This is a genomic window from Chryseobacterium sp. Y16C, from assembly GCF_022488405.1.
In the GTDB taxonomy this organism is placed as follows: Bacteria; Bacteroidota; Bacteroidia; order Flavobacteriales; family Weeksellaceae; genus Chryseobacterium; species Chryseobacterium geocarposphaerae.
On the sequence record NZ_CP092711.1, the window covers coordinates 338,119 to 357,115 of the forward strand.

Sequence of the window (18,997 nt, forward strand, 5' to 3'; positions counted from 1 at the left end):
CTTTTAACGGATCTGATAAAAGGCAATATTTTTATTTAGGTACCGGGAATATACATTAAAGTTGCAAAGATGAAGTTTTTATCTTTTTATTAGTCGAGACGGGCTTGTCCCGTCTTTTGTTGTATGCTATTCATTTAAATATAATTTATTAAGAAAGTAAAGTAGTGAACTGTATTGAAGATTCTAAACTTCTTATACTACTATGGGAAAATAAAAAAAAGTCTTGCAGTGAAGTACATACACTTGCTGAACCGGATATTTCAGGGAAACACTTGAGTCACCTGAACCAACCTTAAGAATTGATTTATCTTTATTATAGCAACAGAATACTAAGATTTCCTAGTATTCTGTCTTTTGTTATGATATTACTATGAGTGTTTACTCCTTGATAATCTTTTTGGAAACTGTGCCCTTATCTGTTTTTACTTCTACCATATAAATTCCTTTTGTATAAGATGAAACATCAACCGTTTCCTTATCATTACTGATGACTCCGCTTTGTAGCTTCTTGCCAGACAGATCATACACTGTAAAAGCTGATTTTCTCGGAGCTTTTAAGATATTAATGATGTCTTTAGCAAGTGTTGGAGCAATAGTGATTTCATGATCTGAGCTTACAATATCTTTAGTCCCTAATACTTCGTTAAATCCGGTGACAATAATGGAGTAATTTTGAGGTGCAGAAGTACCGGAATTATTTACCAATGTTCCTTTATTGGTAACCTCTATTCTGTAATTCCTTCCTGCTACAGGAGCATCCAATACAACCTGTTCAACATTATCCACGGTGTTGTCCGCTTTGGTAGCCGGTGTCATCGGACTATTGGCATTAAGCCTCCATGGATAATAAACAGTATTGTCAGTCGTATCGATTATTCTTACATCAAGATCGTTAACAAGCCTGGATGTTCTATTGTTAAAAACATCAGATACAGACTGGAAATTGATATTATATTGAGGATCAATCCAGCTGATTGTTACCTTCAGAGGTTCTGAACCTGAAGCTTTAACCGTTGTAGAATTTTTTCCACCGCTGGTTAGTGTTTCATCTTTGAAGATGATCGTGTTATTGGATTTTCCGACCAGGAGTTCAGCTCCTTTTTTGGCATTGATAAAACCCCAGCCAAAATGAGGATCCGGCCCGACATTGCCGGCTTCTGATGCAGAGTGAATAGTAAGTACTTTTGCTGAAGCAGCATTAAGTAATGCATTATTGAACAATTGCTTATGGATTTGGGTCCAGAGTCCGATAACACCTGTTACAATAGGTCCTGAAAAAGAGGTGCCGCTGCCTGCTGCCCAGGTCGAATTTCCGGCACTGTTAACGGTTGCGGCATAAAAAACGTTCGTTCCTACTGTAGAAATATCCGGCTTTATTCCTCCGTCATCTCTTGGTCCCGCACTGCTGTAGCTGGAATGAACAACATCAGCGGCGGTACTATAACGGTTGTTATTGCCTGTTATTATATTGGTGGCTCCAACTACGATGATGTTCTTTGCCAGGGAACCACTGCCAATGCAATCGTACCCTAAAGCACAATTGTTTTGGGGTAATGTATCTGTACTACTAAAAGAAGCTGTTCCTGCTCCTGTTCTGTAATATTTGGGAGCTGTAGAGCCGGTTCCTCCGGGGCCTGATCCAAAAGAATTTCCTGCAGACTTTACAATGATATAAGCTGGATTATTATAAACAATCATATCATAGTTCCGATCATCGGTGTTGTACGTTCCCTGGTAGTCATAGAATGTGTTGCCGGACTTAAAGCCGTTGTACAGAAAGTAATCCAGATTTCCGCTCGCATCATATTCTTCGATCCATCCGGTATCAATCCCATAAGAATGATTGGAGATATTGGGCTGGGCGATCAGTATTTTCTGGAATACCGTACTTGTCGAGCTGTTTCCCGGTAGCGTTGTAGTGTCAAACATATAGCTGTCTATTGTTGAATTGACGGCAACCCCTTTAGCATTTCCTACCGGGACATTATTGCTCGATAAAGTCACGTCTCTTCCGCCAATGAAACTGCTCACTCCTGTGGCATGGTCGGAAAAACTTTCTGTAGATGCTTCTTTATTGGTAATTCTTCCGGATGCATTATTAAAAGATACGTGCGTGGAATACACCCGTCCTCCGTCAAATACGGTATACTTGATATTTTCGCCATTGAAAGCTCCTGCTAATCCGGTAATGTTTCCTGCAGTATTCAACAGATCGGAATTGGCGTTGAGGAGCTGCCGGGTATCATGAGATTTCAGAAAATAAGGGATTCCGAAATTGAATCCGGCTAGAGAGGCTCTTAGCTTTCCGATCTCTTTTTGCTCTTCAGGATCAATGCTTGTTCCATATACTCTTGAAATATAAGCGTCAAACTTTTCGTTATTTTCTTTGTTTTGCCTTGCAAATTCTTTTTTTAAAGCTTCATTATTCTGTGCACTGATTAAAGTAACAGCTAATGTACTTACTAAAAGTAAATGTTTCTTCATAAACTTAGTTTTTTAGAGGGTTAGTATAATTATTAAATTCATTGTTTAATCAGTTTTCTGATAAATAGGGCTCCATTTTTAATTGTGACAATCATTTAATTTGAGGGGATGTTTTTTTAGTGGAGCTTTTATTTGTTAAGGCTAAATTACAGGTCATTTTCTTTCTATAATTTCAAATTTCCTGATCAGATTTATTTATTTTCCGAATTAATCAATAATATTTTATTTCTGTAATTAATAATTAATTAAATATTGTATTTTATTGTTTGTGTATATAGTAAAAGCCACCCAAATTGGATGGCTTTGATAAAATATATACTTATGTCTAATCCCAGTAATCTTCCTCGTAGTCATAATAAAAATCTTCCGGATGGCGACTGATCGGGATATCTTTTATAATACGGATTTGGACTCTTCCAAGATCAATTCCGACTAAGAATGACGGAACTTCCGGTGAAAATCTCCATCTTCCGCGATCCTGGAAGACATATCCTCTCCGGTAAGGATCATAAAAAGTATTGTAATCCCTGAAGTACACGTGATGGCGTGAATCATATCTGTGGACTTCTGCCCATCTTGGAAAACCGTGTTTATGGCCTTCTTTATAATATTCCTTTCTCTCTTTATAAGCCTCTTTGTAATACTTATCTCTTTCTTTATTACGTTCCTTATAATATTTATCCCTTTCCTTATCGGCCTCCTTACGGGCTTTCCAATACCTTTTATCGTCTTCATGTCGCTGAGCGTTGAAGCTGACTGTTGTTGTCACAAATAACCCGATTGACATGGCCATTACTAAACTTACATTTCTCATCTTTAGATATATTAATTTCATCTACAAAACAATTTTAAGACCAATTTTATTGTGGGGCTTGTTGTTTTAAAAATAATCGACGAATAGAATGAATATCTGCAATTAATGGTTGGTTTACAGACTATATATGTTTTTATCGTATTTTTGTGCGGTATTAATAATACTCTCAAAACACATTTTCTTTTAATTTATTTATCCATGAGAAAATATTACTATTTGTTTCTTGTTCTTTTTTCCTTTCAAATTGCATTTGCCCAAAACACAGAATCTATAGGTACTACACCAGAAACAAGAGCTATTGATGCTAAATTGAATGAAATTCACAAAAAAACTAAAACATTTATTGATCCCAAATACGAACTGCCCTTACTTCAACTAAAAGCCCAATCCCAAAAACTAGGTTACGAAGAAGGAGTCTTGCGAAGCGGCGATTATTTGATGGGGTTATATGTGGGGATAGAAAATGATAAAAAAGCCTCTGACCTCGCTCTGGAATTAAAGAAAGTAGCTCAAAACAGGAAAGATTATTATGGTCATATATCCAGCATATATAGACGAAGTGGTTTAACGCTAGGATATTTAGGCTTATCAGATGCCAGTTTAAAAGATTTCCAGAAAGCAATTAGCTATGCGGAAGAAGTGAAAAATAATGATAAAAAAAGAAGATTATTAGCTTTTGCTTATAACAATATCAATATTTATTACACTAATATAAAAAAAGAGCCGGGTGCTGTTGATTCTATGCGAAACAATTTCAAGAAAAGTCTTGAAATGGCAAAAATGATCAGTGATAATGATGATGTTGTATCTATTAATGAAAAATATGACCTTATTGCTGATTTAAACATACAGCTTGCAATTCTTTATTTAGAAAATAATAATTTTAAAGACAGGTTGAAATTAGCGGAAGAGCACCTTTTAGATGTGTTGGCAATTTATAATAGATTTAAGCAGGATCCTATAAACAAAGCACGTGCATTTAATGAGCTAAGCAGGTTGTATCTTCAAAAGAAAGAGCCTCAAAAAGCTATTGAATATGGACAGCTTGCACTTGAATCTGAAAAACAGCACAGTGGTCCGAATATCAGGTTAAAATCTTATAAAGCCCTTCTGGAAGCTTATTTGGAAAATAATGATACGGAAAAATCGAAATTATATCAAAAACAATATACACGGTTATTTGACAGCTTGAATTATATAACGGGACAAACAAGTAATTCAACCATGAAAAAAATGGTAAACGAAGTGGAATATGAAAGCAAGGAAAGCTCAAAAAAGCAATGGATGATTACCGGCGTTTTGGCATTGATTGCGGGTCTTGTTACTGCTATTCTATGGAGAAGGAAAAACAAAGCACTTCGAAAAAAATATGAGCAGATGATGGTACATCTGAAAAACGAAGCCGTGGCTTTGCCGGAGGAAGTTCAGGAAGAAAGTAATGAGAATGATACCGAAACAGAATCCGAATCCGAACAGGAGCTTACCAGTAAAAATACAATCTCTGCAGATACGGAGGCAAGAATCCTGAAAAAACTGACTGCTTTTGAAAAGTCAGAAAAATATCTTAAAAAGGATCTTACTATCAGCTCGTTAGCTGCCCAGTTAAACACCAATACCAAATACCTTTCAGAGGTGATTAAAAATAACAGATCACAGAACTTTAACCATTACATCAATGGTTTAAGAATCAATTATATCGTTCATAAGCTGTACAATGAACCTAAATATAGGGAGTACAAGATCAGCTATTTAGCCGAAGAATGCGGCTACGCTTCTCCGCAGGTCTTTGTGATCGCATTCAAAAAGATCAACGGATTAACGCCTTCCTATTTTATACAGAATCTAAAAGAGGATAAGGTGAATATTTCGGCATCTGCCTAAAGTCTAAACTATATTTTATTTATTATTATAAATCAAAAAAAACTATCTGAAATATAAGATGCTGCTTGTTTCACAGTTTTCTGCAATCAATATCAATGCTATGAGAAAATATTTTTACCTGTTTCTTATTATTTTTTCTTCTTTTACCACTTTTTCTTCTCAAAATATTGAAGAAAGTCAGAAAAATATTATAGATCGATATAATAAAATCGAGATGGATGATACGGAGGAGGCAAACATTGATGAAATAAAAAAATTATATGAGCAATCCAAAAAACTGAACTTTTCTGAAGGGATTCTTAGGGGATTATTAGTACAGCAGAGTGTAGCAGCAACACAAAAAAAATATACCCTTTCTGCTAAATATGGAAATGAAGCAGAGGGTATTGCCGAGCAAGTGCAAAATTATAAAGCACTAAGCAACATTAGCAAGCTTAGAGGGTATATTGACATGATGCTGGATAAATATCCGGAAGCAGAGGTTCACCTCAATACATCGGCAAGCTACGCGGAAAAAATCGAAAATAAAGTGGAGAGGCATATTGCTCTTTGCAGCATATATATGAATCTTGCAGGAATGTATGAAGGGCTCGAAAAGCCTGAAAAAGTATTGGAAAGCCTAAAAAAAAGCCTTCAATATATAGAAACGGTACCCGTAGATAAATTAGACAAATATCAGAAAAACACATACTATTATCTATATATTAGTGGGTTGCAGAGCATGGGCGGTTATTATATCATTCGGAAACCCCATGACCTTGATCGTGCCGAGCTTTATCTAAAGAGAGTTTTGGATTTTCAGAACACGGCACCGAAATATTTTAAAGGAAATGAAACCAGTATCTATAGATCACTATGCGGTTTATATTTTGAAAAAGGGGAGTATCAAAAGTCGCTGGATTATTCCTTTAAATTTCTTCAAGCTGAGAAAACACAAAAAGACCCGGTAGCAAGATGGTGGGTGTATAATAAAATGAAGGATGATTACAAGTTTTTGAAGAATACTGATGAAGAAATCAAATATACTAGATTATCTACTGCCCTGAATGACAGTCTTACGTATGCAGAGAAGAAAGCCATCATAACCCTGTCCAGAGATCAGATAAAAAAGGCGGATATTAAAAATAATCAGAAGATGTCCAACCTTTTGTGGATAGGAGGAGTGATTATTATTTTGATGATGTTGGGAACTTGGCTATTAATCAATAAAAAAAATAAAGCACTTCGAAAAAAGTACGAACAAATGATGCTTAACCTGAAAAGTGAGAAAAAAGATCAGGTTGAAGAAATAGACGAAGCAACAGATCATGACAATATCGTAGAAAAATCCAGCGAAGACTTACAGGCTACTACGAATAAAAACACGATCTCAGCAGATACAGAGACAAGAATTCTGAAAAAACTGGCTTCCTTTGAAAAATCAGAGAAATATCTTAAAAAAGATCTTACCATCAGCTCATTGGCAGCCCAGTTAAACACCAATACTAAATACCTTTCTGAAGTTATTAAAAATAACACATCCCAGAACTTTAACCATTACATCAATAGCTTAAGGATTAATTATATCGTTCATAAGCTGTATAATGAACCGAAATACAGGGAATACAAGATCAGCTATTTGGCAGAGGAGTGTGGATTTGCTTCCTCGCAGGTTTTTGTTATAGCTTTCAAAAAGGAGAACGGACTGCCACCTTCCTACTTTATACAGAACTTAAAAGAGGATAAGGTGAATATTACGGTCTCAGAAGACGGTCTTTTATAAAAGCATAAAATAAATAATAAAAAGCGAAGCCACATTAGGCTTCGCTTTTTATTTGATAAAGATCAATCATCTGCACTACTTTTTACAGGAGATTTTTGTAAGTACAAGACTCAGGCAAAAAGTTTATGGAGTAGCATCACGCACTTCATTTTTAAGCTGGTCTATAAAATAAGAGGGAGTCATGCCCATTTCTTTCTTAAAAGCGATCGCAAAGACCTGTGGAGAGGCAAACCCGCATTCCTCTGCGAGATAACTGATTTTATAGCCTCTGTAAACTGGCATTTCAGTCAGTTTATTAATAATATACCGGATACGGAGCCCGTTGATATACCCGTTGAAGTTTTTACCCGTATGATTTTTGATAACCTCCGAAAGGTATTTGGTATTCGTATTCAGGTGATTGGAGAGCCAGGTAAGATTGATGTCTTTTCTTAAGAACTTTTCAGACTTCTCGAATTTATTAATTCTTTTAATAATAGCATTATACGTTTCAGTAGAGATGGAATGAATCGTTCTCATGGGATTGCTGGAAAGGTCAGTAGTCTGGGAATCCTCTGAAGAAACATTCTTATCATCGCTTTGTTTGTGAAACAGATGAGAAATATGTTTAATAATCATGGATGAACCTTTTTCCTTCACCCGATAGGCCAGAAGCAGTACAACAAATAATAACCCCATAGAGAAGAGGCTAACCACTTTAGCCGTTATCTTAGGAGAATTATTAGAATCTCCGCCAATAAAAAAAGTTAAGGGAACCATCACACTATTCTTTTCATGCACTAAAAGATAGGGGGAAGAGTCAAGATTCTGTGCATGTACCTGAAAAGAACCTAAAAAAACTGTTAAAGCTAACAGGCTGGCTACGCGGAGTAACAAACAGTGATAAATTTTTCCTTTGATAAGAAAAAAATCCTTTAGATAAAACAGAAAATAACAGTACATAGTTCTTAGTAAATAGTGTTGGTGTACAGCAGAACAGAATAGATCAACTAATTTTGCAAACCAAAAATAACACCCTCAACAGGTACCACGGAAAACCTACATGGAATTTATTCTGAGATAATTCTACGATTATTTTACGTAAAGTGCTTAAAAACAGTATTATTTATTTGTAAAACAGCTATTGACAATGAATTGTTGTCTACAGGATTTTCCACCATGGATTTCCGGGATTATTTCATACTTACTTTCGATTTCCATACCATAGAAATTATCTTTAACAGTTTTAAAAAGATAGGAGATAGCCATGAAAAATCCTTTTATCAGGATATATACTCAAAAAGTGACGGGCTAATTTATAGGTAGACTAAACATGATTATAGAAAGATTTTACTTCTAATAAAAAATTGCAAAGCGATTTTTACTTCTTACGTATGCAGACAATAGATTTCGGCATTATTCACTACATAACGGTTACGGACCGCCGTTCTTTCGGATTAATGAGTTTAAAGTTTTAATATTCAGATGGATATGGTTTTTAAATAGATGTTTTTTAATGAATGATTTCAGAAAAAATGGCATCATTTCTTTTTTTTCCGGCAAATATCCGTGTAATATTGCTTCACTTCATAAGAAGAAAGTTCCCTTCTTCACTTATGAAAAAAACTGTAAAACCACTTGTAATGAGAAAAAATGAGAACCCAAATTTCATCAACGTGAGGCCGGAAGGTATCCCGTGGAAATTGGGTTTCTTTTTTTTATGGGGATTTCTTCTCTTTTCAAATCCATTGTTTGCATTTGGGGAAACAGATTCGTCAGAATTAGCCGATTCAATACATACTGATAAAGAAGCTCAGGCGGAAGCTGTTCTGTATATTCAAAAAGGAGCCTTCGTCTATGGGATGGAAAATATTACACAAACCATTACCAATTCTCCTGCTACGGAAAAAAGTACTCCCAAAACATTCCCTAAAAAGAAAAAAACGACTGTTAAAAAAAAGGAAGCTAAGCAAAAAGCAGAACCTAAACTTCCAGAGCCTGAAATCTCTGTAGTACTTTCTACGCATCCTTCGGAAGAATTTTTCAGCCTGGGAAAAAATACATCTGCAGTAGCAACAATTACGGTACATCAGACCTTAAAATTAGCTGTAAAAACTCATATTACGGAGGTTTTGATTGTTCCGTTTTTAAATACAAATCCACCCCATTCCTATGTACCATCTTTCATAAAAGATATTTTTGGAGAGCGTATTCTTACCCGTCCTCCTCCTTATTTGATTTAAGGTAAATAATTACAAAATAATCAATACATAGCCACATAAATAACCGTATTTGGTAAATTAAGAATATAGGTTAGTCTAAAACTCATCCTACCCATATTGTATCAGAATTTACTGGTTGATGCTTTTGTATACCTTATCTATTTCCCATTTATCATAAAATTCTGACTATAAGTTCTGAAACTATTATCTGTCTTATGTCAGAGGTTAGTAACCATATATAAAACACAACACCAATGCCTATTTTACATAAAATTAAAGCGTATCTATATGATAACTTTCTTACTAAAGATAATCCCAACGATTTTATAGCCCGCACTGTGAGCGAGCGTTCACTGAATGTAAAACAAATCTGCGAAGCGGCGGTCAACCGTGGCGGGGCAGATGTAACCGCTGCAGCCATGGAGCATGCTACCGAGCTGTTCCTGAAAGAAATGGCGTACCAGCTTTGTGATGGATATTCTATTAATACTGGGTACTTCACGGCAGGCACGCTAATCCGGGGAGTATTCGACAGCCCTTCCGAGACCTTCAACAGTGATAAACATACCATTCTTTTTCAGTTTAATCAGGGCGAAAAACTAAGAGCAGAAATTCAGAATATTGAAATCAATATTCTGGGAGTCGCAGACTCATCTTCCATTATTCTGCAGGTAACCGATGTAAAAAGTGGAACGGTGAACGATCTTCTGACACCGGGAAGAAACCTGAAAATCAGTGGAAACAAGATTAAAATAGCAGGAGAAAACCCGGCGAACGGAATATTCTTCGTGAATACCTCAACCAGCACTCGTACACAGGTAGAGATAAATGATATCGTTACCAATAATCCTTCCGAGCTTATTGTTGTCATTCCTGCTCTTACGGCTGGAACATACAGGCTGGAAGTCGTTACTCAGTATGCAGGAGGAAGCAATTTACTGAAAGAGCCTCGAACCACAGAGCTGAAAAAAGAGCTTGCTGTAGAATAAATCTTCATTATCCAACATGATGCATTCGCTCCATACAAGAACTTGCATCCGGGTTGTACTAGAGGGGCCACTCGGGCGATACTAAGGGCTAAAGCAGGACGGCTTTAATATATAGAATAATAAACCATATCATCCTGAGCTCTGTCATCCCGAGGCACCGAGGGATCTGTTGAAAGATATTTCGACAAGCTCAATATGACAGAGATATCCATCTCAGAAAGGAAATTTCTTAAAGAGAGACCCTGTCATCCCGAGGAACCGAGGGATCTGTTGAAAGATATTTCGACAAGCTCAATATGACAGGAGGTATCCATCTCAGAAAGGAAATTTCTTAAAGAGAGACCCTGTCATCCCGAGGAATCGAGGGATCTGATGAAAGATATTTCGACAAGCTCAATATGACAGAGGTATCCATCTCAGAAAGAAAATTTCTTAAAGAAAGACCCTGTCATCCCGAGGCACCGAGGGATCTGTTGAAAGATATTTCGACAAGCTCAATATGACAGAGGTATCCATCTCAGAAAGAAAATTTCTTAAAGAGAGACCCTGTCATCCCGAGGCACCGAGGGATCTCATGATTGAAAGATGCTTCCTTCGTCAGCATGACAAGTAATAATTAGCAACCCCCCGTAATCCTGAGTGTGTAGCGTAGCGAAACAGCCGAAGGATCTATAAAAAAGAAAACCATGTATAAAACCAAAGGAACACATAATTACTATGTCTACATCCTTACCAACAAAAACAAAACGGTTTTATACATAGGTGTTACCAACGGCTTGAAAGAAAGGTTATACTGGCACCAAAACCCAGATCCGGTTACCCGGCATTTCACGCACAAGTATAGCTGCTGTCATCTGATCTACTATGAAGATTTTAAAGATATAGATGAAGCTATCAAGAGAGAAAAGCAGCTGAAAGGATGGAGAAGGGAAAAGAAAGAAATACTAATCAATGAATTTAATCCTGAATGGAAATTTTTAAATAATGAAATATGAGAATTAACAAGGTAAAAAAAGGTCTTCAATGGTTCAATAAAATAAGAGAATCTCCGGCATAATGGGTTGCCATCCATAAGCTACTTTCATCTGAGGAAAAGAACTCTTTCAAAGAGCACTCTGTCATCCCGAGGAACCGAGGGATCTCATGAGAAAGATATTTCGGCAAGCTCATTATGACAGTCGTGTCACCCTAGGTAAGGAACTCTTTCAAAGGACACTCTGTCATCCCGAGGAACCGAGGGATCCCATAATAAAAAGATGCTTCCTTCGTCAGCATGACAAAACGATAATTAATATCCACTGTCATCCTGAGCGTGAAGCGCAGCGGAACAGCCGAAGGATCTGTTGATGAAGAAAAGATATTTCGACAGGCTCAACATGACAGTCGTGTCACCCTAGGTAAGGAACTCTTTTAAAGAGCACTCTGTCATCCCGAGGAACCGAGGGATCTCATGAGAAAGATATTTCGGCAAGCTCAATATGACAAGCGTGATCCTGGTAAAAGAATTCTCTTTAAGAGATACTCTGCCATCCCGAGGAACCGAGGGATCTCATAACGAAAAGATGCTTCCTTCGTCAGCATGACAAGTGATAATTGTCAACCCCTGCCATCCTGAGCGTGTAGCGCAGCGACACAGCCGAAGGATCTATTGATGAAGAGAAAGATATTTCGACAGGCTCAATATGACAGTCGTGTCACCTTAGGTAAGGAACTCTTTCAAAGGACACTCTGTCATCCCGAGGAACCGAGGGATCTCATAATAAAAAGATGCTTCCTTCGTCAGCATGACAAAACGATAATTAATATCCACTGTCATCCTGAGCGTGGAGCGCAGCGGAACAGCCGAAGGATCTGTTGATGAAGAGAAAGATATTTCGACAGGCTCAATATGACAGTCGTGTCACCCTAGGTAAGGAACTCTTTCAAAGGACACTCTGTCATCCCGAGGAATCGAGGGATCTCATAACGAAAAGATGCTTCCTTCGTCAGCATGACAAAACGATAATTAATATCCACTGTCATCCTGAGCGTGGAGCGCAGCGGAACAGCCGAAGGATCTATTGATGAAGAAAAGATATTTCGGCAAGCTCAATATGACAGTCGCGTTATCCCGAGGAATCGAGAGGGATCTGTCTATCGAAAAAACAACATTAAAATTAATAATCAAAAGTATGAAGAAACAAAACCTCTTTTTAATCGTATTGCTCTTTCTGGGGAATATGATTATTTACGCACAATGTAGCATAAATGCGGGGGGAAATGCCACGATATGTGGTACTTCCTACACCTTACAGGGAAGCTCGTCGGGCAGTACGAGCGGAACACCGGTCTGGACACTCGTCTCCAAGCCTTCGGGGGCACCCGATCCGGTGTTTAGTAATGTAAACTCCCTGACTCCCAATGTGACGGGAATGACCTCACCGGGAAATTATGTATTTCAGGTGGCACAGAACTGCAGCCCTTCCGGGACGGTAACCTCACAGGTGACCATTACGGCGCCGGGAGAGGTATCTACCTTTACCGCAGGGCCGGATATTACCAATGTTAATGCTACCACGGGTACTGTTACGCTAAACGGCGTAGTGCCTGATGGATATACTGCATCATGGTCAGCATATAATCTTTGGAATTACCAACGATTTAATTCGAAAATTACTCAAAATTCACAGTTCAGCTCTACAACATCGGCTACCACAACATTCAGTCTGATCAAAAAAGCAAACCATGATATTGATCCTTCCTATGTGGTAACGCTTAGGATTACATCTATTAACAACCCTAATTGCTGGTATGAGGATACAGCAATTATTAGATTTATACCCAATCCACAAATTGTAGTTCCGAACTCTTCGGGCTGTTTTGGCACTGGTTCTACTTATATTTATCTTAGTAATACTTCACCCATCTTTTCGACGGTACAGTCGGGAGCAGCAGGTAATCCAAGCTACGGAACCACTGTTACAATGAATGTAAACAGTCAGCCTGCCGGAGGGAATATCCAATATGCAAGAATAGAAGATGGCATGCTTAGCTTCACAGGAGCAAGTGCTACAGGAGTATATAAATTCACAATAACAGTTAGCAATTCATCAGGAACTTATACTACACCTGAAATTACCTTTACCAACAATGGAGCTGCTCCTGGATTGGCAACTTTTATAGTAGCTTCTGATCCGGAACAAATGGAATATTATTCTTATGCAGGTAGTGGTGGAGAGGTACAGTGTGGTATGGCGGGAAGCACAGTTCCAATTACTTTTCGTTATACACTAAATCCTGCAGATGATCCTGCAACCGTTACCACCACCGTATCAACAGCAGGAATCATTCCTCCCAGTGGTGCACCGAGTATCACAACAGCAGGATCAGGGGCAACTCGGAGTGTTACCGTAACACCTCCGGCAGGCGGATGGAGTGTAGGCACATACAAATTTCAAGTGAGGCTCTCAAATGGCTCTTGTGCTACTAATAACTTTTATTTTCTACATATATCCGATGGTAATCGCCCAAATGTATCAGTACCTAATACTACGGTATGCTATTCTGGTTCGGGTATTGTATCCGCAACTATTCAGTTGCCTGATGTATATAAGCAGGTAGTAAACAACAGTTATTTCCAGGAATATAATGCTCGATACACTTTTAGTGTAGTTTCAAAACCGGCAGGATCAGGAACGCCAACTTATGGAACCCCCGGATTTACCGAAACATCTACTGTTATTGGTAATCTTACAATGCCAGGAGAATATGTTTTTAAAATAAGAGCAAATAATGGCGCTGCCGGAGATTTTATAGGTAAGGAGTATGCCTGCTCAGGGACTTCTTTAGAGGGGCAGTTTTCTATCTTCGTATCTGGGCAGGTGGGTGCCAATGCAGGCTCTGCACAAACTTTAGTAGGAACTACCCAGACTACTTTCAACGGGAATAATCCGGGAGTTGCCACGGGTGCATGGACATTGTTATCCAAGCCTGCAGGAGCTACCGACCCGGTAATTGCGACACCATCGGCTTACAATACCAGTGTTACAGGATTTAATACTCAAGGGACGTATACCTTCAGATGGACCGTGACCACAGGTACTTGTATAAGTACAAGTGATTTGACAGTAAACATAATGGCTGCCGCTCCGGGTGGGGTAACAGCCGCCGTGTGGTACAAAGCAGATGCCATCATCTCAGCTGATAATGCACTGCTGAATCAGTGGAATGACCAGATGGGAACAGGATACAACCTTGTTCAGGCTACCGCTGCACAGCAGCCTACTTTCTCTAACCAGAGTACACAGGCTAACTTCAACCCTACGGTGAGCTTTGTCTCAGCAGGGCATGGAACAGGGCAGGGAGGCTTTATGGCAGCAGATCCGGGAACAGGAAATGCCATCATTAACCGTGCTCAGGGAAGCATCTATATTGCAGGTAAAATGAATACTTTAGGTGCTGCAGGACTGGCAGGATTTGATCAGACCATGGACTATCCTGGGTTACATATTTCGAACAACGCCACTACAGATAAATTACTTTTCTATACAGCAGGAAGTGGATATACTACTTTATCAACAAACTTGTTTGCTGCTAAAAAGCCTTTCGTAGCTGGATCTTCATGGCTTAATGCTGCAGGAGCTACTACATCGAATCCATTAGCTAAAGTATGGCTAGACGGTAATGAATCAGTTTATAACAATACTCTTCTAAATGTAAATACAACAGATAATGCCACAACGCGTGTTTTCAGAATAGGTCGTGATACCAACTGGGGAAGCCACGATGGGCAGATGAATGAAGCGATTGTATTTGCAACTCCTCTTACAGCATCAGAAAAAGCACGTGTGGATTCTTATTTATCCGTTAAATGGGGATCAACCTTGTTAGGAGATTATGTAAGCTCCGGCAATACAGTAGTGTGGAGTACTTCTGCAGCCTATCAGAACAATATTTTGGGGATTGCAAGAGATAATATTTCCACGTTGTACCAGAAACAGTCACGAAGTGAAAATCCTAATCAGAAGCTGATCATAGGAGCTGGAAGTACATTGGCGAATACCAATGCAGGAAATGCCAATACGTTGACAGATGGGCAATTCCTTTTAGCAGGAGATAACGGTCTGAAGCAAAGTCTTACGACACCATTGGCATTCTCAGCGGGGTCTAACGGGGTCGCTAATTATCGTTTTGAATCGATCTGGAAAGTACAGAATACCAATAGTGTAGGAACTGTAACAGTGGCATGGCCTAAAGGAATAAAGAACTTATATTTAGTACAATCTCCGGATGCTGTTTTCGACGGAACAGATACCTTTACACCAATGGTGACGGAAGTAACCGTAAACGGGGTAGTCTATAACACAGCCAACGTTACGCTGGGGAACGGGCAGTACTTTACTTTTGCAGGGTTTGCACAGGCACCCGGAGGGGTAGTGGGTGTGGATTTCTGGGTAAAATCAGATGATGCAGGAACCATTTCGAATGCATGGAAAGACAATTCTAATAATGCTGACAATATTCCGAACGTAGGAGGAGTTACCCTATCAGCAGCAGACAGAAACCACAATTTCTATCCGTATACTACAGGATATTCAGCTTCTAAGTATTTTCATAATAATACTTCAGTAATGAACCCGCTGGGGAATGTGGAATTGCCCAATACAAATACTTCTATTTTCTCGGCAGTAAGACCAACTTCTGTCGCAGGGGGACGTATTATAGGAATTGATAATGATCCTGCGAATGCTGCTGAACCTGGAGTTTCAATTACCTCAGCAGGAAAACCAAGACAGTATGAATTCTGGCAGGATACAACATCATCAGATTTTTCTACGCCATTCAATAATGGAATTTCGAATATATATTCGGCAATAGCTAATAATAATACCGCAAACGGAGGAACTTCAACAATAGCAGGAGGAGAAAAAAGATTAGGATTGAACGGTTCTTACGAGTCTTTTTCAGGGTTTGCCTCTACTAATAAATTCCAGATTTATGGTAATAATCTAAGATTAGGGTATGCTACATGGGATGTTAACGGGGCTTTCCCTGGAGATATTATGGAAATTGCATGGTATAACCATACACTAACTGCCAATGAGCAATCGAGAATAAATTCTTATCTGGCTGTAAAGAACGGGGTTACTTTGAATGAAAATTATCTTGCTACTAATAGTAATATAGTATGGGATAGAACGGTTAACACAGGGTACAATAATAATATCTTCGGTCTTGCGAAAGATGATTTCACGGCATTACATCAAAAGCAGGCGGGAAGTGTAAATGACGCACAAAAGCTTGTAATCTCCACAACTGGATTTGCTGATAGTAACGCAGCCAACAACACAGGATTAGCCAATGATTTGCAATTCCTGATGACTGGGGATAACGGTCTTTTCCAAGGGCTAAAAACGCCGTTGGCTTACACTGCAGGTTCTAATGGAGCAACGAATTACCGTTTTGAATCGATCTGGAAAGTACAGAATACGGGAAGTGTAGGCTCCGTAACGGTGGCATGGCCTAAAGGCGTGAAGAATCTGTATCTGGTACAATCTCCGGATGCGGTTTTCGACGGAACAGATACTTTTACTCCTATGATTACAGAGGTTACTGTAAATGGAGTAGTATATAACACCGCAAACGTTACGCTGGGGAATGGACAATTCTTTACTTTCGCAGGTTTCGGAAATGCTCCGGGAGGAGTTGCGAATGGACTATCTTATTGGTACAGAGCTGATAAAAATGTGGCCAACACAGGTGCTGCAACAGACGTTACCGGATGGACAGATGTTTGGAACGGAACTACAGTAGCGCAGTTAGGAACAAATACCTTACCGAAATATGTATTGGGAGCATCCAATTATTTCAACTTTAACCCGGGAATTAATTTCACGGTAGGAACACAAACCTTAGGAAATAATACGGTACGTACCCTGACAAGTCTGGATTATGATGTATTTACCCTGACTAAAGAAGGTCTGGCTTCCGGAGGAGGAAATCCTAGATTATTCAGTGTTGGTATGGACAATACGACTACCGGATCTGCCAACTGGGATGCCTTCGGAATTTTCCCTAATACAACCAATTTGGAGAGAAGACCTTATGGTGCAGGTACACAATTCCCTGGAGTAAATCCTGCGTTTGATACTGCTATTCCAAGTATCATGTATTTCAAAAATACCAATACAACGAGTGCGAAAGGATTAAACGGTGCTGCAATGAATACAGCCGTTAATTATGCAGCGGTAAATGCTCAATATGGAGGACATATGTTCGGAAATACTGTTTTTTCAGGTAATGGTAGTGACAATGCCGGTTTCATAGGGCATATCGGGGAAACTATTGTCTATGGTGCGGGAACTCTTACTGCTACGGAACGTAGAAGGGTAGATTCGTATCTTGCAATCAAGTATGGTATTACACTGGGACAGGTAAATACAGAACACTACCTGGATACAGACGGAAATATAGTATGGAACGGCGCTTCTAATGTTACTTATAACAATAATATTTTCGGGGTAACTAGAGATGATATTGAGATTCTGGAACAGAAAGTCTCAAAAAGTGTGAATACAGGAACCATTCTTACCGTGGCAACAACCAATGATTTCGTCAATCCGAATCAGGATGCGGCACGTACAGGTTTTGCTCAGGATAAAACGTATTTCTTACTTGGAGATAATAATGCTACAGCAACAGCTCTTAATAACATTACAGTTTCTGGAAATATCTATAAGAGAATTCAAAGGACTTGGCTGTCTCAGCGTAAAAATATACCGGATAATCTATATTTTGAAGCAGATTTATCTGCCTATGGAGTAGATTTCGGTTTGTTAAATGATGTAGTGATGATAATTGCAGATGATGAAAACTTTACCGTGAATGTAAGAACAGTATCGGGAATAAATCAAATAGGAAAGTGGATACATAATTATAATTTTAATACATCTCCTTCCCTACAATATATCACTTATGGAGTTAAGGAAGTTCAATGTCTGCCTAAGTTTGTTTGGAGTTCTCCAGTTACAACTGCTGGTAATACAGCAACAGGAACGATAAACGGTATTGGATATACTTATGCAAGTAATAGTCCGGTATTGACATCCGCGCAGATATTTGATAGTTATAATGTTTTCCCTGCCTCTCAGTCTGCCGGAGATATATTCAGCTTTCCGAGAACAGCTCATAGTGTAATAAGAAATACGCAGATAACTAATAATACACTCACTTTTGCTTCTCCAATAAAAGATCCAATATTAATATTCTCATCTCTTGGTAATGCAGGTGTAGCGCCTGTTCCGGTAACATTTGGTCAACCAATAGAAGTATTATGGTCAGGCTCTAATGGAAGTAATGGTTTTGTAACATGGGATTCACCTACTCAGATTACAGGAAGAGAGGGGTATGCTATTGTACGAGTACCAGGTGTACACAGCTCAATTTCTTTTAATTATACCGCAGCAGAAAATTATGCTAACTTTTTATTTGGTGTTGCCATAGATCAGAATTGTAATCTATGCTATAAGCCGGGTATCTTAGCAGGGACTTCATTAGACACCAAAATGGGTATTACCGCTCTTAACAGAGCTGGAGCCATCTCCGACAACTGGCCTATGGTAAGAAAAGGAGGCTGGTTGGCATTGGAATCCAAAACCAAAGCTTTTGTACCGAACAGGGTGGCGTTCTCAGCAGGTAATCCTGTAGGAATTGCACCGGCCAACTTTGTAGAAGGAATGATGGTATATGATACCACCAACAAATGTATGAAGATGTACACCTCTACAGACAACGGAGCAACATTTGGTTGGTATTGCATATCTACACAAACCTGCCCGGATTAAAGCAGAATGATAACGGTTAATAGCCGTAAACCAAACCTCATAGG

9 protein-coding genes are annotated in these 18,997 nt (G+C 38.8%); 6 read left to right on the forward strand and 3 right to left on the reverse strand.

Translation table 11 applies throughout. The features are described 5' to 3' along the window. Window positions 1–378 precede the first annotated feature (378 nt). On the reverse strand, window positions 379–2,484 hold the full coding sequence (locus MKS83_RS01375) for a S8 family peptidase (RefSeq protein ID WP_240581652.1): 2,106 nt from the start codon (window positions 2,482–2,484) through the stop codon (window positions 379–381). Between the two features lie 325 nt (window positions 2,485–2,809). Next, complete coding sequence (locus MKS83_RS01380) at window positions 2,810–3,319, reverse strand: hypothetical protein (RefSeq protein ID WP_240581653.1); 510 nt, start codon at window positions 3,317–3,319, stop codon at window positions 2,810–2,812. Window positions 3,320–3,496: 177 nt separating this feature from the next. Here MKS83_RS01380 and MKS83_RS01385 point away from each other — a divergent pair, with 177 nt between their 5' ends. After that, window positions 3,497–5,179, forward strand: a complete 1,683-nt coding sequence (locus tag MKS83_RS01385) for a helix-turn-helix domain-containing protein (RefSeq protein WP_240581654.1) — start codon at window positions 3,497–3,499, stop codon at window positions 5,177–5,179. A gap of 58 nt (window positions 5,180–5,237) precedes the next feature. Continuing rightward, the gene (locus MKS83_RS01390; RefSeq protein ID WP_240581655.1) at window positions 5,238–6,941 is read left to right on the forward strand and encodes a helix-turn-helix domain-containing protein; all 1,704 of its coding nucleotides are present in this window, start codon (window positions 5,238–5,240) and stop codon (window positions 6,939–6,941) included. 123 nt (window positions 6,942–7,064) lie between these two features. On the opposite strand, the gene MKS83_RS01395 is transcribed toward MKS83_RS01390, so the two are convergent. Then, window positions 7,065–7,817 carry a helix-turn-helix domain-containing protein gene (locus MKS83_RS01395; RefSeq protein WP_240581656.1) on the reverse strand — a complete coding sequence of 251 codons (753 nt, stop codon included), beginning with the start codon at window positions 7,815–7,817 and terminating at the stop codon, window positions 7,065–7,067. 746 nt (window positions 7,818–8,563) lie between these two features. Between MKS83_RS01395 and MKS83_RS01400 the strand changes: the two genes are divergently transcribed. The 4 genes from MKS83_RS01400 to MKS83_RS01415 all read left to right on the forward strand — a co-directional run bounded on the left by MKS83_RS01400 (window position 8,564) and on the right by MKS83_RS01415 (window position 18,953). Continuing rightward, the gene (locus MKS83_RS01400) at window positions 8,564–9,163 is read left to right on the forward strand and encodes a hypothetical protein (RefSeq protein ID WP_240581657.1); all 600 of its coding nucleotides are present in this window, start codon (window positions 8,564–8,566) and stop codon (window positions 9,161–9,163) included. A 233-nt stretch (window positions 9,164–9,396) separates the two neighbouring features. Next, window positions 9,397–10,131, forward strand: coding sequence for a DNA-binding domain-containing protein (locus tag MKS83_RS01405; RefSeq protein WP_240581658.1), 735 nt, complete (start codon window positions 9,397–9,399; stop codon window positions 10,129–10,131). A 686-nt stretch (window positions 10,132–10,817) separates the two neighbouring features. Continuing rightward, the gene (locus tag MKS83_RS01410; RefSeq protein ID WP_240581659.1) at window positions 10,818–11,126 is read left to right on the forward strand and encodes a GIY-YIG nuclease family protein; all 309 of its coding nucleotides are present in this window, start codon (window positions 10,818–10,820) and stop codon (window positions 11,124–11,126) included. Between the two features lie 1,176 nt (window positions 11,127–12,302). Beyond that, a complete protein-coding gene (locus MKS83_RS01415) occupies window positions 12,303–18,953 on the forward strand; it encodes a beta strand repeat-containing protein (RefSeq protein WP_240581660.1) in 6,651 nt (2,216 codons plus the stop codon). Window positions 18,954–18,997 lie beyond the last annotated feature (44 nt).

What these genes read in the sequence shown, in the direction of transcription:
- MKS83_RS01375 (WP_240581652.1), bottom strand. Translation starts at nt 2,484, where the DNA reads ATGAAGAAACATTTACTTTTAGTAAGTACATTAGCTGTTACTTTAATC.
- MKS83_RS01380 (WP_240581653.1), bottom strand. Translation starts at nt 3,319, where the DNA reads ATGAAATTAATATATCTAAAGATGAGAAATGTAAGTTTAGTAATGGCC.
- MKS83_RS01385 (WP_240581654.1), top strand. Translation starts at nt 3,497, where the DNA reads ATGAGAAAATATTACTATTTGTTTCTTGTTCTTTTTTCCTTTCAAATT.
- MKS83_RS01390 (WP_240581655.1), top strand. Translation starts at nt 5,238, where the DNA reads ATGCTGCTTGTTTCACAGTTTTCTGCAATCAATATCAATGCTATGAGA.
- MKS83_RS01400 (WP_240581657.1), top strand. Translation starts at nt 8,564, where the DNA reads ATGAGAAAAAATGAGAACCCAAATTTCATCAACGTGAGGCCGGAAGGT.
- MKS83_RS01405 (WP_240581658.1), top strand. Translation starts at nt 9,397, where the DNA reads ATGCCTATTTTACATAAAATTAAAGCGTATCTATATGATAACTTTCTT.
- MKS83_RS01410 (WP_240581659.1), top strand. Translation starts at nt 10,818, where the DNA reads ATGTATAAAACCAAAGGAACACATAATTACTATGTCTACATCCTTACC.
- MKS83_RS01415 (WP_240581660.1), top strand. Translation starts at nt 12,303, where the DNA reads ATGAAGAAACAAAACCTCTTTTTAATCGTATTGCTCTTTCTGGGGAAT.